The organism is Blautia sp. NSJ-175 (assembly GCF_022867815.1).
GTDB classification, from domain to species: domain Bacteria; phylum Bacillota; class Clostridia; order Lachnospirales; family Lachnospiraceae; genus Blautia; species Blautia celeris.
Genome location: NZ_JALIFQ010000002.1, coordinates 171,290 through 193,347, shown reverse-complemented (window position 1 = coordinate 193,347; position 22,058 = coordinate 171,290). Strand labels below are relative to the sequence as shown.

Sequence of the window (22,058 nt, the reverse complement as noted above, 5' to 3'; positions counted from 1 at the left end):
TAGAACGTGAACGAAACAGGAACCTGTGTGAGGAATTTATGCATCCATGAAAAGCAGGAGGAGCCCAAGAGACGATTTTGTTTCTATATGTTTTATCCTCCGCACCCCAAATGTATAGATTGGTCTGACATCATCCGCTCATGGGCCTCCTGCAGGTAAAGGAAATAGTGTTAGAAGCTGCTGCGGGATAACTGCCTGTCAGCAGCTTTATTTATGACAGGGACAGCCGGCAGAGTGTCCGTGCGAGACAGACCGGAGGGATTCAGAAGGGAGAATCAGTAATATGCGTGAAGAAGATTTGATTGCAGTCGCTGAGGATGCGGGGTTTGCGAAAGCCGCCGTAATGAACACGGAAGATTTAGAATTTGAACATGAGTTCCGCAAGTTCTGCGAACAGAACGACTGTGGAAATTATGGCAATAACTATGGATGTCCACCCTACTGCGGAACCCCCGAAGAGATGGAGAACAGAGTTATGCAGTACCGCCGGGCGGTAGTTTTCCAGTCCAGAACACCTGTTAACAACATCTTTGATGATGCGGAGACAAAACAGATCAAGAAGATACACACCCGGATGACACTGCGCACAGTAGAAGAACTCAAGAGAAGAGGACTGGATAAGGACGGCATGTTCGTCATGTGCGGACCCTGCAACCTGTGCGACGCATGTAATATGCCGGAAGGAAAACCATGCGTGCAGGAGCAGAATCGTTTTTCCTGTCTGTCTGCGTATTGTATAGATGCGGCGAAGATGGCGAAACACTGCAATATGAATATGCAGTGGAATGGGGATGTGGTTTCGTTTTTTAGTATGTATCTTTTTGATAAAAAATAAAGAATAACGGATTGCAGAGAAGGTCAGATACGGAGCAGTCCGGACTGATAAATATATGAATATTAGATGGTACTTCGTAAATGGAGTACCATTTTTTTAATGTGTTTTGTATCATATCTGCTGATTGAGACAGAGCATTCCCAAAAGTTAGTAAATATTCACAAAATTTAATGACAAATTTCGCATATTATAGACAATTGCCAAAAGCGATTGTATAGATTATAATACAATTATTAAACGTGCACGGACACGGTGTAGGAGAAACCATGAAAGTTACAATCCGAGAAGTCGCAGAAGCAGCGAATGTATCAAGAGGGACAGTGGACCGGGCCTTAAATCACAGACCGGGTGTAAATCCGCAGGTAGCGGAAAGAATCATAAAAATAGCAGACGAGCTGGGGTATAAGCCCGATATGGCAGCCAGAACACTGGCAAATAAAAGATATACTAAGACAATAGGCGTAATTCTTTGTTCGGAGGGCAATCCATTTTTTAATGATGTTATCAATGGTGTCAACAACGCACTGGAGGAAATGGGGCATTTTGGAATACAGAATATTGTCAGAAAGATTAAAGGGTTTGACGCGGACCTTTTACTAAAAGAAATAGATGGACTTCTGGCAGAAAAAATATCCGGTCTTGTAATAACTCCGGTTAATTCCCCAAATGTGGCACAGAAGATCCAGGAATTGGAAGACGCAAATATACCGGTAGTAACTATAAATACAGACATATCCAGTGTAAAACATCTTGCGTATGTGGGGTGCGATTATATAACCAGCGGATGTGTGGCAGGTGAACTGCTGGGTATGATGAGCAATGGATTCGAGGAACATGTCGCCCTGATCATCGGTTCCAGTATGGTCATGGCACAGGAGCAGCGTCTCAGGGGAATAAAGAAAACCCTGAAAAGAGATTACAGTAATATAACAGTGGAAGCAGTTATTGAGAATGACGACGATGACCAGAAATCATATGAACAGGTGAAAGCGCTGCTGAAAGAGAAGCCTGAACTGACTACGATCTGTTTTGCATCAGCAGGTGTGGAGGGTGGTATAAAGGCCGTCCGTGAGTCGGAATGCGGAAGAAAGCTCCGTATAATAACGTATGACCTTACGGATATTGTGCGGGAAAATTTGAAATCCGGTGTTGTCTCAGCCACCATTTGTCAGGAGCCCTTCAGGCAGGGATTTCTGGGAGTTGAAATTTTAGGGCGTTATCTTTTATATGGCACAAAACCAAAGGAATCTACAGTAAAGACGCATATATTTATAGCAACAAAATATAACTTATGAAAGTTTCTCTTTATCCGATCAAGGGTAAAGAGAAAAAATTTAACCTTTATCGTGCACGGACACGAAAGAAAAGATTAGTTTTAAGCGTATGCTTTTACTAATAAATTTCAAAGGGTTTTATGAAACTCGAGATAGTAAAATTCTTTGATGAACTACATTGGAGGAGGAAGAAAAATGGCAACCAGCAGAGAAAGGCTGAATCAGACACTGAATCATATTGAGCCGGAAGAAGTGGTCGTAGATATGGGGGCGACACCAATTACCGGAATCAATGCAAATGCTCTTGACCGGTTAAGGAGGGCACTGGGCCTGGAGGAAAAAAGAGTAAAGATCAACGAACCTCTTCAGTTATTGGGGGAAGTGGAAGAGGATGTTCGTCAGAAACTGCATCTTGACTGTGTGGAAGTATCCACAGGCATGAACATGTTCGGATTTTCCAATTCGGGCCGTAAGCCCTGGGTATTGCAGTCCGGTCTTGCAGTTGATGTTCCCTTGAATTTTAATACCACAGTAGATGAGACAGGTCGTACATATCTGTATCCCCAGGGGGATTTAAGCGTACCGCCATCCGGTATGATGCCAAAAGGGGGATTTTTCTTTGACAACATTACCAGAGGAAATATCGAGTTTGATGAAGACACAGACAGTGCGCGGGTGGATTTTAAGGATGACTTTGCTGTCATTACAGATGAACAGCTGGATGAACTGAAACGGCAGTGTGACTACTACTATAACAATACAGATTACGGAATTGTTTACAGCGGTGCCATAGCCTCAATAGGTGATTTTGCAACGGTTCCCGGACCGAATGTGAAATATCCGAAAGGAATCAGGAACCTGTCAGATTTTATGATGGCACATCATGTATGTCCGGACTATATCCATGAGATTTTTGAGATGCAGGTGGAGACGGGACTAAAAAATGCAGAATTGATCCGCCAGGCCTGCGGCGACAAAATCCAGGTGATTTACATATCAGGGACAGACTTTGGAACTCAGAACGGGCCGTTTATGTCATTGGATTCGTTTAGAGAGTTTTACAAACCGTATTATAAAAGAATCAATGACTGGGTGCACAAAAATACAAATTGGAAAACATTTTATCATACATGCGGCGCAGTCATGACATTTTTACAGGACTTTTACGAAGCAGGAATGGATATTCTGAATCCTGTTCAGCTCTCAGCCAAGGGAATGAATGGTAAGATCCTGAAGGAAGAGTGGGGCGATAAGTTTGTTTTCTGGGGTGGAGGTATTGATACACAGCATACTCTGCCTTTCGGTACACCGGATGAAGTATATCAGGAGGTAAGAGAACGCCTGGAACTATTTTCAAAGGGCGGCGGATTTATATTTAATACAACGCACAATATACAAAGTCCTACAAGTGCAGAGAATATGCTGGCAATGTTTCAGGCAGTTGAAGATTTCAAGAATACGAAATAGGTCTCGTTTTGGAGAGGAAAGTGGGGAAAAACTATGAAAAAAATGGCGATGTTTTTGGGAACGGCAATGCTGATGACTACAATTTTAACCGGATGCGGCGGCACAAGCGAAGAGACAGATAATGGGGGGAAGGAAAATCAGGCGGATACAGGTACAGGGGGAGATACAGAGACAGTAACAGATACGAATTCAGATGATATTGTAATATGGGCATTTGCAGAACCACATGCGGAATATTTCAGATGGGTGACAGAGGAATATAAGAAGGAACATCCGGATGTTAATTTTACCATTGAGATCATGACAACAGATGCGCTTTCTGAACGTTTGGCAGTGATCAATGCATCCGGGGGAGAAGGAGCCCCCGATTTGGTAGATCAGGAACAGGGGTTTTTCTCACGCTTTATGTCCGAGGAGCAGATGTGCTATTATCCTCTTGACGAATTTATGGAGCGGGACGATGTAACGGATAAGATGGTCAAGAACCGCTTGGACCTGTATGCTTATGATGGACATTATTACGGCCTGGAGCATGCTCTGTGTCCGGTGACTATGGCATACAGAAAAGATTTATTTGAGGAATATAATATTGAAATTCCAACCACATGGGAGGAATATAAAGCTGCAGCAGAGGAATTTGCAAAACATGATATTTATATTTCGGCAACAAAGGATATGTCAATGGGCGGCGAACTTGACGAGATTGTTTTACTTCTGCGCGCTGCCGGTCTGGACTATGTGGACGAAAACGGCAAACTGAATATCACAGATGAATTTAAAAACATTGTCATGGATTATGTCCAAATGCAGCAAAACGGAATGATGTATGCCTGGGAGACACAGGACGAGGCATGGCCGGTGGTAGCGGAAGATAAAGTGGCAACCTATTTTACCGCTGACTGGGCGGCAGGGTGGCTCAGGGATAATGTTCCGGAACAGAGTGGAAAATGGCAGATGGCACCATTGCCGAAGCTTACAGATACAGCTTCTGTGGTATCCGTCAGGGGAGGTACAGGCCTTTGTATGACAAAGTATACGGACAAAGATAAAGAGGAGCTTTGGGACTTCATGAAGTTTGCACAGCTGGATAAAGATAACTGTGTAAAGAAATACGAAATGATCGCATTATATCCACCGGTTTACGATGCCATGCCTGAATGTAACAGTCCGGTAGAGTATTATGACAATCAAAATCTTGGAGAACTCTATGAAAGCCTTGCAGACGAGATACCTGTACAGTATCAGGCAGACTGGAGAAATGCCTTTACAGAATCCTTTAATTCCAATGCCTACGATCTGGTAGAGGGAAATATAAGTATTGATGAGCTGACAGATATATTGACAGAGGCGGTGAATGAATATAACGAATCAAAATAACATACAGGAGGATATGTAAATATGAAGAGAAATAAACGAAAAATTATGCCGTATCTTTTCATATCACCGTTTTTTATCCTGTATGCGATCTTTGGATTATATCCTGCAGTTTCAGGTCTGATATTGTCTTTGCAGACAAAAGCCGGACAGTTTACATTTTCCAATTATCAGACAGTGTTTATGGACTCCAGGTTCTGGAAGTCTGTAACGAATGCTGCCATTTATATGCTGGGGAGTATATTTATTATACTTCCCGTTGCATTAATTGCCGCGCTGATGCTGAACAGTAAATTTATGGGTAAGAAAAGCGGCTTTGTTTCAACCGCATTTTTCATTCCAAATGTAACATCTGTTATTGTAGTAGGCATTGTATTTAAATTAATCCTTAGAACTAATAACGGGTTGATCAATACAGCTTTACAGGATATGGGTATCATAGAAAGGGCGGTTAAATTTTTAAGTGATCCGGTGTGGGCGATTCCTTCCGTGCTTTTGATCGGATGTTGGAGATATTTTGGTATTAACAGTCTGTATTTTCTGAGCGGTTTACAGGGGATACCCACGGAACTTGGGGAGGCGGCCAGAATCGATGGTGCGGGCAAGTGGAAAGAGTTCTGGTATATTACACTACCTTTGCTGAAGCCTATTATGACATATATCGTATTTATTGCGATTACGGGTTCTTTTGCCATGTTTGGCGAAGTCATCACCCTGGTTCAAAACGGTTCATCTGTGGGTTCAAGGGATTCCATGCTGTATCCCGTTATATACCTGTACAATATGATGTTTAAAAATAATCAGGTAAACCGCGCGGCTACGATGGGATATATGATAGCAGTTATCCTTCTGGTAATCACAACTATACAGAGATATCTGTTTCGTGAGAAAGACTGAGGTATGCGGATGAAGAAAAAAAGAGTGATTGCAAGTATCCTTTTCCATATAGTATTGTTGGTGGCTGTGCTGTTCATCCTGTACCCCTTCGTATTTATGATATCAGGAGCACTTAAGACGGATCTGGAGATGAACAGGCATATATTACGGCTGATTCCGAGGGAGATAACCCTTGATAATTTTAAAACCCTATTTGAGACTATCCCGTTCTGGAAGCAGTTTATGAACAGCTTTTGTGTGGCTGCGGCTGCTGCGGTTCTTGCTATGCTGGTTGACGGGCTGGTGGCATATGGATTCACAAGATTTGAATTTAGAGGAAAAGGTATTCTTATGAGCCTGATACTGGCAACGATGCTGATACCCCCGCAGGTGCTGATGGTTCCCCAGTTTCAGATGTATAAAACCATGGGGCTGTTCGGATCGTATGTACCCCTGATCATACCGGCACTGATAAACGCATTTGGAATATTTCTGCTGTGTCAGATCATGGGACAGATTCCAAAAGATTTATATGAGAGCGCAATGATTGATGGGTATGGTGAGTTTAAGATATTCATGAAGATAGCAATACCCCTAAGTAAGGCAGGAATTGGCATACAGGGTGTTCTTACATTTATGAATACATGGAATGATTTTATGACGCCTTTGATCTATCTGAATGCGGAGGAAAAGTATACACTGCCTATTGGCCTCATGCGTCTTCAGAGTTTTTATAAGATATCTTACGGGGCACCTCTTGCAGGGGCGTTACTGTCATGTATTCCGGTTATCATTATACTGGCTGTAGTGGGGCAAAAATATTTTGTGAAGGGACTGATGGCAGGGGCCGTCAAGGGTTAAGTAAGCAGAAGGGATAAGTGTGTAGGTAGATATGAAAAGCTATATAGTGACAGAAAAGGGAATGGACCTGCTGACAGGTCTGGCAGCAAAGGAATTAAGGCGTTATCTTTATGTGTTGGGTTTGGAGCTGCCGCTGATAGTGAATAAAATGCCGGATAGCGGGAATGCGATAATTGCCGCATGTAAAGGAAGCAGCTTATTAGAATCATATGGACATGTTCTGGACTATACAGATCTTGGTGAAGAAGGATATATCTTGTATGGTTCAGGTACCGGAAAGGATCCGGTCATACTTACCGGAAATACGGAGATTTCTGTACTTTACGCAGCGTATCATTTTTTGGAGCTGCTGGGAATCAGATTTTATCTTCATGGGGATACCATACCGGAAGAGGATTGTGCTGTTGACATATGGAATAGGAAGATAAATATCAGAGAAATACCAATTTTTAAGGAGAGAGGAATCCATCCGTTTCATGACTTTCCGGAGGGACCGGATTGGTGGAATAAGGATGATTATTATGCGATTCTGACACAACTGCCGAAGATGCGGGCTAATTTTTTTGCACTCCATACCTATCCTGAAAACAGGGAAGAACCAAAGGCAATGACCGCAGAACCACTGGTCTGGATCGGAAAGAAAGAAGACTGTAATAAAGATGGCACGGTAAAGTACAGTTATCCGGTCCAGCATTTTAAGACCAATGGAAACAGCTGGGGATATCATCCTATGAAGACAAAGGATTACCCTTGCGGGGTGGGAAATATATTTGAGAAAGACTGTTATGGCCCAGATTATATGCAGGGGTATGAAGACGAAATATACAGTCATGAAATACACGAAGCAGATGTTCCGGCCGAGAAGTATAATCGGATGTTTAACGCTTATGGTAAAGTTTTGGCAGAGACCTTTTCTTATGCTAAAAAGATGGCCGTTAAGACATGTATAGGAACAGAAGCTCCCCTGACAATACCGGAAGCAGTAAGAAAACGTCTGGGTATTACAGAAGAGCCGGATAAAGAAATGATTCAAAGCCTTTATGAAGGTATTTTTGAAAGAATCAAAAGGACCCATTCCCTTGATTATTATTGGATGTGGACACCGGAAGACTGGACATGGCTTGGAAATACAAAGGAAGATACAGAAAAAACCATAAGGGACTTTTCCTGTGCCTTGGAGGCAAAAGAGAAGGTGGATGCCCCCTTTGAGCTGGCTGTCTGTGGCTGGACATTGGGTCCACAGGAGGACCGCGCGGCATTTGACAAGTATCTGCCGGAGAATATGCCATTTTCATGTATTAACAGAAATGTAGGCTTTGATCCGATTGAGCCTAAATTTCAGGATTTGAAAAAAGACAGGCCATCCTGGGCAATACCCTGGCTGGAGGATGACCCTGCCATGATTTCTCCCCAGTTATGGGTGGGCAGGATGCGCAGGGATGCCTTCGACGCCAAACGATACGGTTGTGACGGACTTCTTGGGATTCACTGGAGAACAAGTAGTATTGCGCCAAATATTAAAGCACTGATGGAAGCCGCCTGGGAGCAGCCCTGGAATGAGTCAGTGTCTGAAAAAATATGTCTGGAAGGATATGTGGGAGCGGATTCTTATACAGAGGAATACCCTGAGTGCAAGGGCGTTTTGAACACAGCCAGAAAGGGGTGTTCAGGGTATGTTTTAAAACTTCCGCCGGGAAATTATACAGTATGTATGGTATTCCAGAAGTGTGATGCAAAACTGGATATTAAGATCAAAAACCTGATTTTACGTGATAGAATGATCAGTGAGGAAAATAATGAAATTTGTGTCCCTGATATAGAGGTGGAACAGGATACGGTCCTTTCCATTGATTTTATGGTAAAAGAAGGATGCCCGGCAATTTCCGCTGTCACAATTGAGGGAGCGACCAAAAATAACCAGCTTGCGGGCAATGATTTCTCCAGGAAAATAAACTGCGGAGGCACAAGTTGGCAGGACTATGAAGCCGATTTGGAACTGTATAAAAAAAATGGACGCTGTGCTCCGACCGGTGACTTTTACCGAAATTTTTCTGTAGCTGAATTTGGTAAAGGAGCGGGGGAAAAAGCAGCAGATATTTTTGCAGAACAGGATGGAAATATGCCCAGGCCAAGCAGATGGGAAGATGGACCGGGGAATATATACTGCAATGAGATTCCCTGGGACGATATGAAGAAGCAGTATGACTTTGTGGATGAATTCGAGAAGCTGGGAACTTTGATACACAGTGCAGGTGAAAAATCACGTTATGATTATTGGAACCATACATTTCAGGCAATGAAGCGGACTGCTGAGATCGGATGTCTGTGGGGAAGCTTTGAAATACACTGTAAAGCAGACAGCCATGAAAGTGCATTGGCAGATTATAAAGGACTGCTCAGAGCGGTGGAAGAGCTGGAATATCATCTGCTGATGGCTGTAGAATCCAATGGAGACATGGGGGTTATAACGGATATACAGCAGAGAGCGGTTACGCCTATACTGAGACAATGCAAAGATAAACTGACAAAGTGGTATTCTGATCTGCCGGAGTTGAAGGAAAATGTGGTAGACAAGGCATTAAGACTTGTTGTTCCTACGGCCAGAACTTCCCTGCAGAGAGGAGAGGATTTAAGGCTGAAGGTAATTGTCATAGGCGGCAGTGAAATATCGCCGGTTTTGGATATAAGATATATAGGATGTTCGGAATACAGGAGGTATAAGTTTGCAAAGTGTGAAAGGTGGGTGTACTCCCTGACAGTCCCGGCGGCAGAACTGGCGGAAGATTTTGAGTATCATATTTCACTGGAGGAAAATGGCAGGCGGCTGGTATACCCCTGCAGTTCTAAACATCAGGACCAGACAGTAGTTATAGCAGATTGATCTGCCCATTTCTGGAATTACTATATATAGAAATACAGACAGGATATTTTCTGCAGAGATCAGCGGAAATATCCTGTCTATGTTTTTACGGATCAGCGGAGAAACAATCGCCCCCGCATTACTCCTATTTCGGACAAATATACCGCGGCAGCCCCATACTATGCCTCCCATACTCAATTGCCTCTTTCGGACAGCGGCAGATACATGCCATACAATGCGTACAATCTTTTCCCCACACCGGTTTCCCGTTATCCATATGGATATTCCCCAGCGGACATATATCCGCACATTTTCCGCAGGAGATACAGGAGTCCGCTGCGTAAAACTTCTTTGCATGAACAAACACCGGATAAAAGATATCGTTGACAATGCTGCTGTTTATTTTATCTTTTACGGTAAGGTGACTCTGAGGGAACTTTTTTCCGCCCTTTATCAGGCGTGCGGCATTGTCTATATGGGTTTCTGCAAGGCGGATGGTTTCCAGCGCCTCTTCTCTGCCGGGAGTGGAGAACATGGCTATATAATTCTCGGGCATGAGGAGGGGAAAGCATCCTGAAAAATCCATGTTTTTAGAACTGCATAGTTTTTTTAGATACTTTTCCGCATTTCCGATACTGCCTCCGCAGGTCATGAGAAAATAAATCTCTCTGCTGCCGGACAGCGCAGTCTTTTCCAGCCATGCATGCAGAATGCGGGGGATTCTCCATGCATAGGTGGGTGAGACGATAACCCACGGCCTGTCAGAGCGCATGGCTGAAAAGTCATGGTTTCTGATCCTTTCAAACAGATTCGTAACTTCATCTCCGATTTCTTTACCAATCCGCTTTGCAGCATATTCACTGTTGCCTGTTCCTGAAAAATATAAGATCATGGGACTGTCCTCCAAAATATAAAAAATTGTTATGACCGTGAGCTGATGTGCCGGATACTTCCATAGATAAGGTTAACTAAATCAGCGATTTCCCTCCACTGCGTCTCCTCTGCACTCAAATAATAATAGTTTTTTGTTCCTTCTTTCCGCATTGCGACGATACCGGATTCTTTGAGGATCTGAAGGTGATGGGATACAGAAGGTCTTGTCAGATGCGTCTTTTGCGCAATCTCTCCTACCCGAATACCTGACAGGTCGCTCTCCAGCAGAACAAGCAGGATGAGCTGCCTTGTATCATCTCCAATGGCAGAAAAGGCATTTCTGTTCTTTTGGAATCCGTCTACTATTTTTTTCAGTCTTTCTTCACATTCCATTATCGCACTCCATTTTCTATAGATATCTTACATCTAAAGGTTCACGCTGCGCCGGGCGGAGATATTTTACATCCGGATATCCTAATACCAAAGTCATGGCAGCATGCTTTCCACGGGGTATTTTCAAAGCTTTTTTGATTTTGAAAGAATGGTTGGCTGCGGTTGTAAAAAAGCCGCTGTACAAGACTCCAAGTCCGTTTGCTTCTGCAGCGAATTCCATATTCTGGGCCGCCAGAATACCGTTCGTTTTATTTTTTGCCAGAATGACAATAACAGTGGGTGCTCGGAAAAAGAAAAAGTGTTTATCTATCTTATTACGCCTTGCCATGGGGCTGATTAGGTCAACAGCAGGTTTTATTTTTTGAAAGAGTCTGACTGCCATCTGCTCTATGTTGTCTTTTTCTTTATCAAGGACAACAAAGGATACGTCCTGCATATTCTTTGCTGTATGGGTGAGTCTTCCGGCTTCCAGAATCTGATCCATGATCTCTTTTGGTATCTTTTTGTCCCGGAATTGCCGGATACTTCTTCGGAAACGGATCGTATCCAGAACTGCCGGGGGGTCTAAACGCACTTCTGGGTTCCTGTATGTGTCCTCATGTTCATAACCGCTTATGGAAGCGGCCTCTTTGGGACAGACAGCGGTGCACTGTCCGCACATAAGGCAGTCATCCAGTATGATTTTGGCCTTCTTATTCTTCAGCTCTATGTTATGTGCCGGGCATGTCTTCACACATATTCCACAGCCAACGCATTTGTCTGTATCTATTCTTACCTGATGTTTTTTCACGGCTGAAATCCTTTCGTTTAAGTATGTTAACCATTATACAGAACAAAAATGCCGGATACAACATCGGTAAAGAAATCGGTTACCATAAAAATGCTCCCCGGCCGCTGTTCATTTCGTGCCCGGCAGCACGCTTTGTAATGCACAGCAACGGGGTATTTCTGCGTATATTTACAGAAATAACCCGTTGTTTATAAAACAATGCAAAGATTCAATTTATATTTTCCCGTCAGTCCACTTTCCAAAGACCCAAAGCAGGCGTCTTCACAAAATAAATCTCTTCCCCGTTCTCCAGTGTGTTCCACCCGTCGTGCAAAGTCTCCGGATCGTACAGGGATGCGGCTTTTTCATAATCCATCCACTGATAGCCCACACTCTCAATCTCTTCTTTTGAAAGATTTTCCGGTCTGGTACAGTATGTGATCCGGAATCTTCCGTCAGAGGAGCCCTGGATCAGATGAGCGGCAGCCATGATCCTGTTCTCAAAAGCACCTTCATTGAACAGTTTCAGCACATAGTCCCGGCCCTTGTAGCCGTATGTCCTGGTCATATGATCCATCTCTTCGTTTTCGCCGAAGGCCTTGACGCCGGGAGCCAGAATGATAAGGTCCCCTCCGTCGGCGACTGCCATTCTTGTGCGGTAGATGCCTTTGTTTCCCACCCATGTGGTTTTCAGCTCATAGGGGTCCAGATAGGTGACAAGTTTTTTTGCCCTGCGCTCCACATGACAGATGTTCAGCTTTTCGGAGAGCTGGACCGCAAGCTCAAATGGTTTTCTGGAAGGCCCTGTGTAAAGTCCGTTCAGGCAGATTTCCTCATCCTTTAAGGTGGTGACAGTCTGGATATACACCAGGGGGAGTTTTCCGTCTAGGAAATGCTGCTGGGCATAGTCGAAGACTTTCCTTGCGGGGGAGTCCGCAACACCCAGGGCCTTCTCCATACCGCAAATGGCGCTGAGCATGTGGGATTTGTTGATCATCTGGCGTCCGCCCACACCTACGAAGATGTTCTTGCTGTAATTGGCCATGCCCACAACCTCGTGGGGAACCACCTGTCCGATGGAGAGGATCAGGTCATATCCTCCGTGGATGAGCTTTTCATTGACCTCCACCTCAATGTCCGTGGAATACAGCCCTCCGGAAATTTCCTCGATGACTTCCTTAGGCACTTTTCCGATGGAAACGGTGTCTGTCTGCCAGTGGTGTACTAAAAATGCTTCCTCAGGCACGACATGGCCGAACATCTTTTCCTTCTCCTCTGCGTCCATTGCCATGTGAGTGCCCAGGGCGGGCATCACATGTACGGTGGCGGTGGGGGACAGCTTCTTATAGAGAATCTGTGTCAGTTCCCCGGCATAGGAGTAGCAGCGGGTGAAATCCGGCGGTATGATAAGCACCTTTTTTAAGTCCGGGTACTGGGCCAGCAGTTCATCCATGCATTTCTCCACTTCAGCGGGAGTGATACCGGAAGTTTCATTTGTCAGGTATATCTCGTTCATAGATTCCTCCTGTTTCTGTCAATGGATTGATTTAGTCTTCAAACTTCAGGACAAGCTTCAGTACATCCTGGGGATGTTCCGTGATCATGGTCAGAGCTTCCATTATATCTTTGTAATTATAGGATTTTGTCATGAGCTGTTCCGGATGGAGGGTGCCGTCCTCAAAACCGGCGATCACTTCGTCGAAACAGTTGTTGTTCAGACGTGAGCCTGCAATGGTCAGTTCCTTTTTGGTGATGTCAGCCATGGTGATCTGAGAGGGAACATTCTTCAGTCCGAGAACTACAATACGTCCGGCCGGGCAGGCAAGCTGTACACTCTGCTCAAAGGAGGAGGGGATGCATACAGTGTCTACGATCACCGGGATTCCTTCTCCGTCTGTGAATTTCAGGAGACGTTCCTCCAGGTTCTCCTCAGATACCAGAACCACTTCGTCTGCACCCATGGAAAGGGCCTTGTCAAGGCGTTCTTTTACCAGGTCTGTCATGATGACTTCAGCACCGTTTCTTTTAGCAACCTGCATAGCAGCAATACCGATAGGGCCGGAACCCATGATCAGCACCTTGTCGCCCTTTGTGATCTGGCCTCTTCTGTTGATCTCCACGCCGATGGTGAAAGGCTCGACCAGTCCCAGGAAGGATTCATCAAAATCCTTGTGGAATTTGTGGATGTTGGCTTCCGGAGCGCATACGAACTCAGCAAAGCCGCCGTCCCTGTGAACGCCCATGACTTCCAGGGTAGAGCATACATTATGACGTCCGATTCTGCAGGCATAGCAGTGGCCGCAGCTTATAACCGGGTCAACGGCAACCTTGTCGCCTGCCTTTACGGATGTTACATTTTTACCTGTCTCTGTTACGATTCCACCGAACTCATGGCCGATCAGACGCGGATAAGTTGCCAGTGAATTGGTTCCGTTATATATACCGATGTCAGACCCGCAGATACCACCGGAGGTGATGCGCACGATTACATCATCATCATTTTTGATCTCCGGCTTGGGGACGTCGACGATTTCAACTTTGAATGGTTCGATTACTTTAATGGCTTTCATGTGATTAGAACACTCCTTTTTATTTGAAAAATAAACGTTGATATAGAACACGTTCTGTATATTGCAGCGCAACTGATATATTAATTCGCGGCTTTTATTCTCAAGAATATGAAGAAAACAAGCCGAAATGGAATGGATGGATGAAATGAATTGATATATCAGTTATCCTGAAACTACTATAACAAATGCAGAAGCAAAGTACAATATGAAAAAGTGCCAACATATAAATGAGATTTATGTATAGAATTCACAAAACGTATGACGTCTCTTGTCTTATGATGCTGCTTGAGTTGACGCGGTGTCCAGGGTATGTTACGCTTCAGTAAAAGAGAGAATATACAGGACAGAGGACAGATTATGACCATTAAAATATCAGAGAAGAGAGAAAAGGAAAATAACCGGGAATATGCCTACAGGCTGCTGAGAAGCAACATCATGACGCTGCAGCTCATGCCGGGGGCCACATTAAATGAAGGGGAGCTGACTGAGCTGCTGGGAATCAGCAGGACGCCCATACATGAGGCGATCATTATGCTGAAGGAGGAATCCCTTGTGGATGTTTTTCCGCAGAGCGGTTCCAGGGTTTCCATGATTCATATAGATATATTGAAGGAAGGGTATTTTGTCAGATCCGTGATCGAACCGGAGATCATTCGCCAGATTGCAGGCAATATAAAGGAAGAGGGAATGAAAATCCTGAAGGACAACCTGGACAGGCAGAAGGCAGCGCTGGAAGATGAGGAGAAGATAGACCCCTTCTTCAAGCTTGACGATGAATTTCATCATCTGATCTATACCATGGCGGGAAAGCAGAAGACCTGGTATGCCATGAAAAAGGTCAGTTCTCATTACGACAGGGTCAGGTATCTGGATGCGATCATGAACAAGACTGACCTTACAGCCATTCATCAGGAGCACAGGGATATCTATCATATGCTGCTTCTGGGACTCTCTGTGGACTTTGATCTGAAGATTTTTTATGACCGGCATTTGGGTACCTACCGGAGACATTTCCAGGAAATACTTGAAAAATACCCAGAGTATTTCTGCTAGCAGCGCGTTAAAGTGAAATGCGATATAAAAAGTGCACAAAAAGTTTATGGAAAATTTATAATAAACTTACATAATTTATATTTACCCTTGACGTGTGACGTCTGATTTGTTATAGTCGAACTATGGAATGGATGAGAGGTCATACGTGTTATTACTTGCTGAAGAAGTGACAGGGATAACAGGAAAAGGGAAAAGGAGGAAAACGTATATGTTTTCAGGAGAAATGGTAACAGGGCCATTGCTGATAGGTATTTTTATTCTTGCAATTGTCGTATTATTGTTGTTGATCATTAAATTTAAGCTGAACGCTTTTGTTGCGCTGTTGATCACCGCATTTGGCACAGGTGTGCTGGTGAATATGCCGCTGGCTGATGTGGCGCAGACCGTTACAGACGGATTCGGCGGTACTCTGGGCGGTATCGGTATGGTAACAGGTCTTGGTGTAATGCTGGGTAAGTTCATGTTCGAGTCCGGCGGTATTGAGTCAATTTCCAATAAGATATTAGGTGCATTCGGTGAGAAAAAATCACCTATCGCCGTAGCACTTTCAGGATTTATCACAGGTATTCCGGTATTCGGCGATGTTGTTTACATCATGTTTGCCCCAATGCTCCGTGTGCTTTCCAAAAAAACAAAGATCTCCATGGTAACATTTGCCTGTGCGATCTCTGTTGCAACAACATGTACTTTCGCATTAGTGCTTCCTACAGCGCCGCCGCTGGCTGTTGCTGAGGAGCTGAATATTGAAATCGGTATTTTCTTCTTCTATGCATTGATCTCCGCATTTGTGGGAATGATCGTGGGCGGTATCTTCTATGGTTCTATCCTGAACAAGCAGGACCACAAGAACAACCACTTCTATACATTTGAGGATCTGGATGAAGAAGAAGCAGAAATGTCCAAGAGCGGAAAAGGAAAAGAGCGCGCGAAAATGGGCGCAGGCAAGGCATTGTCCATCCTTCTTGTTCCCATCGTACTGATTCTGCTGGGAAGTTTTATCCCTCTTGCAGTGGGAAAAGATTCCGCGATCGTTCCGTTTGTGACATTTATCGGAAATAAAAACTTTGCCATGATGGCAGGTGTTATCTACGCTGCAGTCATCTCAAGAAAATACATCACTAAGACAGCCACAGACATTATGACAGAGGCTGCCGACCAGGTTGGTCTGATTCTGTTGATCACAGGTGCAGGCGGAGCTTTCGGTAAGGTTCTGCAGGCTACAGGTATCGCTGATTATGTTGCAGGTTCCCTGTCACAGTTCAGCATTCCGATTCTGGTACTGTGTTTCCTGATCGCACAGATCATCCGCTGCGCACAGGGCTCCACAACTGTAGCGCTTATGACAACAGCAGCGATCATGTCCAGCACAATTGCATCCGGCGGTGTATCCCCGATTCTGTGTGCAATTGCTATCTGTGCAGGCGGTATCGGCCTTTCACTGCCGAACGACTCCGGATTCTGGGCAATCAGCCGGTTCTTTAAGATTTCTGTTACGGATACTATCCGTGGATGGAGTATCGGCGGTTTTGTTGCCGGCGTGGCAATTCTCATATTTGTATCCATACTTTCTCTGTTCCAGGGCTTCCTGCCGGGACTTATGATGTAAGTGTGAGAGCATAAGGTTAAAGCTGCCGTCCGGGGGATGCGTTTCTCCGGACGGCATTTTTTATGCTGTGCCTGGTAGACTTTCTTTAAACGAACATGCTATAATATGTAAACAAATGCTGAAAAATGCAGAAAACCTTCGACAAAAAGTACCCCTGACAGGGTTCCGTCTGTGATACACGTACAGCAAAACAGTGGTTATGAGGGTGCAGGATCATTATAAACAGGTAAAGAGGTAATTATATATGTTAGAATCGTTGAATGAAAGTAAAAAATTACTGCCTGAGAGAGTGGCAGAGCAGATTATCAGCCTGATAGCGGACAGGGCGCTGAAGGCGGGGGATAAGCTGCCGAATGAATTTGATATGGCACAGCAGTTATCCGTGGGAAGAGGTACCATAAGGGAGGCAGTGAAGATCCTTGTCTCCAGAAACATCCTGGAGATCCGCCGGGGCTGCGGGACTTTTGTCTGTGAAAATCCCGGAGTGGTGGATGACCCGCTGGGATTTGCCTTTGTGGATGATAAGAAAAGGCTTGGCCTTGATCTTTGTGAAGTCCGCATGATCATTGAGCCGGAAATCGCAGCGCTTGCCGCAGAGCGGGCCATGCCGGAGGAAATAGAAGAGCTGCAGCGGATCGAGGATGAGGTGAAAGAACTCTGCGACAAAGAGGAGCCTCATATGCACAAGGACATTGAGTTCCACGAAATGCTGGCAAAGATGAGCAAGAATATGATCATGCCGAATATCATTCCGGTCATCCAGTCAGGTATTTCCCTTTTTATAAATATCACGGACTATTCCCTGACAAAGGAAACCGTGCGCACTCACCAGATGATCGTGGATGCCATCAGAGAACGCAATCCCAAGGCTGCTAAGGATGCCATGATAGAGCATCTGGCAAGCAATCAGGATAAGATAGAGAGACTTTCCGGGCTGTAACAGGCCCGGATTTTTTATTGCACACGGCGCAGAAGGAAAAAGTCCCGGGTGCCGTGCATGAAAGCGGCCTCTTGTTTTGTGAAATATGCATAAATTTCGGAGGGTAAAAATAAGCAAAAGGGATAAAATAAGTGAGCCTCTTGACCCCGGGGAAAAGAAGTGTTACTATACAAACAGATACGACGTATGATGTCTTCAAAAAAACCAATCCATTCCAAATCAAGCAGCGATTCATCAGATTCACTTAGTCAAAGGAGAACGATTATGAAGTTAAGAAGCCAGGAATTAAGAAAAATTGCACCGGAATTAGACCCGCTCCGTCTGGGAACAGGATGGAAGCTGGAGGATTTGTCAAAACCCCAGATTATGATTGAGAGTACCTTTGGTGACAGCCATCCGGGCAGCGGACACCTGCTGGAGCTTGTGGAGGAGGCCAGGGCAGGAATCGCTGAGGCGGGCGGACACGGCGCCAGATATTTTACCACGGACATCTGTGACGGCGAGGCCCAGGGCCACGATGGAATCAACTATTCCCTGGCATCCAGAGATATGATCGCCAATATGATCGAGATCCATGCCAACGCCACACCTTTTGACGGCGGCGTGTTCGTTGCAAGCTGTGACAAGGGAATGCCGGCGCACCTGATGGGCGTGGGAAGAGTGAACATTCCTTCCATTATTGTGACAGGCGGTGTTATGGACGCAGGTCCTGACCTTTTGACACTGGAACAGATTGGTAAGTATAATGCCATGTGCGAGCGCGGGGAGATCACGCAGGAGAAGCTGACCTTCTACAAGCAGAACGCATGTCCCTCCTGCGGTGCCTGCTCTTTCATGGGAACCGCATCCACCATGCAGATCATGGCAGAGGCACTTGGCCTGATGCTGCCGGGAAGTGCGCTTATGCCCGCTACCAGCAAGGACCTGCGTGTAGTGGCAAGGGAAGCGGGAAAACAGTCAGTATGGCTGGCAGAGCATGATCTGACACCGGACAAGATTGTGACCATGAAGTCCTTTGAGAACGCCATCATGGTGCACGCTGCAATCTCCGGCTCCACAAACTCCCTGCTCCACCTCCCGGCTATTGCAAGGGAATTCGGCATTGAGATCGACGGCGATACCTTTGACAGACTCCACAGAGGTGCACATTATCTGCTGAACATCCGTCCCGCAGGAGAGTGGCCGGCACAGTTCTTCTACTATGCGGGCGGCGTTCCGACCATTATGGAAGAAATCAAGGATATGCTGCATCTGGATGTGATGACAGTCACCGGTAAGACATTGGGCGAGAACCTGGAGGAACTGAAAAAGAACGGCTTCTATGATAAATGCGACAGCTACCTGGAAAAAGTGGGTCTGAAAAGGGAAGATGTGATTCGTCCTTTTGACAAACCTTTTGGAACAGACGGCAGTATTGCCATTCTCTACGGCAACCTGGCTCCGGAAGGGGCTGTGGTAAAGCATACCGTAGTTCCGAAAGAAATGTTCGAGGCTACCCTGAAAGCACGTCCTTTTGACTGTGAGGAGGATGCCATCCACGCGGTGCTGACTCATGAGATCAAACCCGGTGACGCGGTGATCATCCGTTACGAGGGACCGAAAGGAAGCGGTATGCCGGAGATGTTCTATACCACAGAGGCCATTGCGTCTGACGCGGAGCTGGGCGCTTCCATTGCCCTTCTCACAGACGGAAGATTTTCAGGAGCATCCAAGGGTCCTGCAATCGGACATATCTCTCCGGAAGCGGCAGAGGGCGGTCCCATCGCTCTGGTTGAGGAGGGCGATCTGATCGAGGTGAATATTCCGGGCCGCGTGCTCCGCATAGTGGGAATCGCAGGTGAGAAGAAGACACAGGAAGAGATTGAGGCTGTTTTAAAGGAACGCAGAAGCAAATGGCAGCCAAAACCTGTAAAATATGAAAAGGGTGTCTTGAAAATCTTCTCAGAAAGGGCCGTCTCTCCTATGAAGGGCGGATACATGGAGTAAAGCAGATGCACGCACAGGATTTATTTGATATCAGCGGAAAAAAAGCCATTGTGACCGGCGGGACAAGAGGACTGGGTTACGGAATGGCGGAAGGCTATATGGAAGCAGGCTGTGAGGTAGCGATCGTGGGTACCTCTGACAGTGTGTTCCGGGTGGCGGAGGAATTTAAGAGCCGTGGATTTAAATGCCACGGAGTCAAGGGAAATCTGGGGGACAGGGAGGATATATACCGTGTTTTCCGGGAGTGCCTGGACAGTCTGGGCGGTGATGTGGATATTCTTCTCACTGCCCACGGAATCCAGAGACGCCACAGTGCGGAAGAGTTTCCGTTGGAGGAGTGGGATGAGGTCATCCGCGTGAACCTGACCAGCATTTTTATCCTCTGCCAGGAGGCAGCCAGGGTGATGCTGAAAAAGGGTTACGGCAAGATCATCAACATTGCCTCTATGAATTCCTTTTTCGGCGGCCAGACCATACCTGCATACGCGGCATCCAAGGGTGGTGTGGCACAGCTTACCAAGGAACTCACCAATGACTGGCTGGCAAGAGGAATCAATGTGAATGCCATTGCGCCGGGGTATATGGCGACGGAGATGAACAAGGCGCTTATGGATCCGGAAAATCCAAGATTTGCGTCTATTTCGGAGAGAATCCCGGCACACCGCTGGGGAACCGGGGATGACATGAAGGGCGCGGCTATTTTCTTGGCCTCCCATGCAAGTGATTACGTGAGCGGTGCGGTGATCCCGGTCGACGGCGGGTATCTGGTGAAATAAATCCATTACCCATTGACAAACCATAGAAAAAGCGTTATCGTATATAAGACAAGTGAATAGGTTATAATTTCTCTTATTCAGAGTGATGGAGATACATAGGATCTGTGAAGTCACGGCAACCCCTTGCAAAAGGAAGGTGCCAACCTGAGCGAAATAGTCGAACAATAAGAGGATTCATTTATGTAAGATATGGGTCCGCTTAAGCGGACCCTTTTTATTGCATACGGCGAGCAAGAGGAACATAACCGCAGGCGGCCGCGCTTCGGCGCAGGAATCAGCCGCAGGATAAATCAATCTTAAAAAAGGAGAACAACATGGAAAAAAGATTATTTACATCCGAATCAGTAACTGAAGGCCATCCGGATAAAATGTGCGATGCCATTTCTGACGCCATTCTGGATGCATTGATGGAAAAAGACCCCATGAGCCGTGTGGCCTGCGAGACCTGTACCACAACGGGTGTGGTTATGGTAATGGGCGAGATCACAACGAATGCCTATGTAGATATTCCGAAGATCGTAAGGGAGACCGTACGTGAGATTGGCTATACGAGAGCCAAATACGGCTTTGACGCGGATACCTGCGGTGTGATCACCACGATTGATGAGCAGTCAAAGGATATCGCCATGGGTGTGGACAAGGCTCTGGAGGCAAAGGAAAACAGCATGTCTGAGGAAGAGATCGACGCCATCGGCGCCGGTGATCAGGGTATGATGTACGGCTATGCCACAGATGAGACAGAGGAGTTCATGCCTTATCCCATCTCCCTGGCACATAAATTGTCACGCCAGCTGACAAAGGTTAGAAAGGATGGCACACTGACTTATTTGAGACCGGACGGCAAGACACAGGTGACGGTTGAGTACGATGAGAATGACCGCCCGATCCGCCTGGATGCAGTGGTACTCTCCACACAGCATGACCCGGATGTCACACAGGAGCAGATTCACGAGGATATTAAGAAATACGTGTTTGACCCCATCCTTCCGGCAGACATGGTGGACGCAGAGACAAAATTTTTCATCAATCCTACAGGACGTTTTGTTATCGGCGGACCTCACGGGGACAGCGGCCTGACAGGACGTAAGATCATTGTGGATACTTACGGCGGATACGCCCGTCACGGCGGCGGCGCTTTTTCCGGTAAAGACTGTACAAAGGTGGACCGCTCCGCAGCATATGCAGCCCGTTATGTGGCAAAGAATATGGTGGCAGCAGGTCTTGCAAGAAAATGTGAGATTCAGCTTTCCTATGCCATCGGCGTTGCGCATCCCACATCCATCCAGGTGGAAACATTCGGCACAGGTAAACTTTCAGACCAGAAGCTGACGGAGATCGTACGTGAAAACTTTGACTTAAGGCCCGCCGGAATCATTAAAATGCTGGATCTGAGACGTCCGATCTACAAACAGACCGCAGCTTACGGACATTTCGGAAGAAATGATCTGGATCTGCCCTGGGAGAGACTGGACAAGGCTGAAGACTTAAAGAAATATTTATAAGAAATTAAAAGGTTCCGCATTCTCTGCTTGAAGGAATGCGGAA

Annotated in this window: 18 protein-coding genes and 1 riboswitch; of the genes, 13 read left to right on the top strand and 5 right to left on the bottom strand. The window is 45.9% G+C overall.

The features are described from left to right. Positions 1–283 precede the first annotated feature (283 nt). The 7 genes from MUB35_RS04445 (at position 284) to MUB35_RS04415 (ending at position 9,568) form a co-directional block, all read left to right on the top strand. A complete protein-coding gene (locus MUB35_RS04445; RefSeq protein WP_054352956.1) occupies positions 284–835 on the top strand; it encodes a DUF2284 domain-containing protein in 552 nt (183 codons plus the stop codon). Positions 836–1,101: 266 nt separating this feature from the next. After that, entirely contained in the window at positions 1,102–2,130 is a 1,029-nt protein-coding gene (locus tag MUB35_RS04440; protein WP_054352957.1) for a LacI family DNA-binding transcriptional regulator, read from the top strand. Between the two features lie 174 nt (positions 2,131–2,304). Beyond that, positions 2,305–3,576, top strand: a complete 1,272-nt coding sequence (locus MUB35_RS04435; RefSeq protein WP_103731392.1) for a uroporphyrinogen decarboxylase family protein — start codon at positions 2,305–2,307, stop codon at positions 3,574–3,576. A 33-nt stretch (positions 3,577–3,609) separates the two neighbouring features. Further along, complete coding sequence (locus MUB35_RS04430; RefSeq protein ID WP_103731391.1) at positions 3,610–4,953, top strand: ABC transporter substrate-binding protein; 1,344 nt, start codon at positions 3,610–3,612, stop codon at positions 4,951–4,953. A 21-nt stretch (positions 4,954–4,974) separates the two neighbouring features. Then, positions 4,975–5,847 carry a carbohydrate ABC transporter permease gene (locus MUB35_RS04425; protein WP_054352961.1) on the top strand — a complete coding sequence of 291 codons (873 nt, stop codon included), beginning with the start codon at positions 4,975–4,977 and terminating at the stop codon, positions 5,845–5,847. Positions 5,848–5,856: 9 nt separating this feature from the next. Then, positions 5,857–6,687 (top strand): carbohydrate ABC transporter permease, encoded by an 831-nt coding sequence (locus MUB35_RS04420; RefSeq protein ID WP_158587241.1) that lies wholly within the window; start codon positions 5,857–5,859, stop codon positions 6,685–6,687. Between the two features lie 31 nt (positions 6,688–6,718). Beyond that, on the top strand, positions 6,719–9,568 hold the full coding sequence (locus tag MUB35_RS04415; protein ID WP_186971017.1) for a hypothetical protein: 2,850 nt from the start codon (positions 6,719–6,721) through the stop codon (positions 9,566–9,568). Between the two features lie 124 nt (positions 9,569–9,692). On the opposite strand, the gene MUB35_RS04410 is transcribed toward MUB35_RS04415, so the two are convergent. The 5 genes from MUB35_RS04410 to MUB35_RS04390 form a co-directional block, all read right to left on the bottom strand. Beyond that, the gene (locus MUB35_RS04410) at positions 9,693–10,439 is read right to left on the bottom strand and encodes an EFR1 family ferrodoxin (RefSeq protein WP_186971016.1); all 747 of its coding nucleotides are present in this window, start codon (positions 10,437–10,439) and stop codon (positions 9,693–9,695) included. A gap of 29 nt (positions 10,440–10,468) precedes the next feature. Beyond that, complete coding sequence (locus MUB35_RS04405) at positions 10,469–10,813, bottom strand: ArsR/SmtB family transcription factor (RefSeq protein ID WP_054352967.1); 345 nt, start codon at positions 10,811–10,813, stop codon at positions 10,469–10,471. A 16-nt stretch (positions 10,814–10,829) separates the two neighbouring features. After that, positions 10,830–11,603, bottom strand: coding sequence for a nitroreductase family protein (locus MUB35_RS04400; RefSeq protein WP_054352968.1), 774 nt, complete (start codon positions 11,601–11,603; stop codon positions 10,830–10,832). A 226-nt stretch (positions 11,604–11,829) separates the two neighbouring features. Continuing rightward, positions 11,830–13,098, bottom strand: coding sequence for a lactate racemase domain-containing protein (locus MUB35_RS04395; RefSeq protein ID WP_103731385.1), 1,269 nt, complete (start codon positions 13,096–13,098; stop codon positions 11,830–11,832). A gap of 31 nt (positions 13,099–13,129) precedes the next feature. Beyond that, a complete protein-coding gene (locus tag MUB35_RS04390; RefSeq protein WP_033142621.1) occupies positions 13,130–14,152 on the bottom strand; it encodes a zinc-binding alcohol dehydrogenase family protein in 1,023 nt (340 codons plus the stop codon). Between the two features lie 357 nt (positions 14,153–14,509). Between MUB35_RS04390 and MUB35_RS04385 the strand changes: the two genes are divergently transcribed. The 6 genes from MUB35_RS04385 (at position 14,510) to metK (ending at position 22,015) form a co-directional block, all read left to right on the top strand. Next, entirely contained in the window at positions 14,510–15,205 is a 696-nt protein-coding gene (locus MUB35_RS04385) for a GntR family transcriptional regulator (protein WP_033142622.1), read from the top strand. A 208-nt stretch (positions 15,206–15,413) separates the two neighbouring features. Continuing rightward, entirely contained in the window at positions 15,414–16,811 is a 1,398-nt protein-coding gene (locus MUB35_RS04380) for a GntP family permease (RefSeq protein ID WP_103730931.1), read from the top strand. Between the two features lie 244 nt (positions 16,812–17,055). Next, positions 17,056–17,751: a FadR/GntR family transcriptional regulator gene (locus tag MUB35_RS04375; protein ID WP_033142623.1), complete on the top strand. Its 696-nt coding sequence runs from the start codon at positions 17,056–17,058 to the stop codon at positions 17,749–17,751. A 264-nt stretch (positions 17,752–18,015) separates the two neighbouring features. Beyond that, the gene (gene ilvD, locus MUB35_RS04370; RefSeq protein WP_054352972.1) at positions 18,016–19,737 is read left to right on the top strand and encodes a dihydroxy-acid dehydratase; all 1,722 of its coding nucleotides are present in this window, start codon (positions 18,016–18,018) and stop codon (positions 19,735–19,737) included. A 5-nt stretch (positions 19,738–19,742) separates the two neighbouring features. Then, positions 19,743–20,513: an SDR family NAD(P)-dependent oxidoreductase gene (locus MUB35_RS04365; protein WP_033142625.1), complete on the top strand. Its 771-nt coding sequence runs from the start codon at positions 19,743–19,745 to the stop codon at positions 20,511–20,513. A 70-nt stretch (positions 20,514–20,583) separates the two neighbouring features. Continuing rightward, positions 20,584–20,684, top strand: a riboswitch (SAM riboswitch). A 143-nt stretch (positions 20,685–20,827) separates the two neighbouring features. Further along, complete coding sequence (metK, locus tag MUB35_RS04360; protein WP_033142626.1) at positions 20,828–22,015, top strand: methionine adenosyltransferase; 1,188 nt, start codon at positions 20,828–20,830, stop codon at positions 22,013–22,015. Positions 22,016–22,058: the final 43 nt, after the last annotated feature.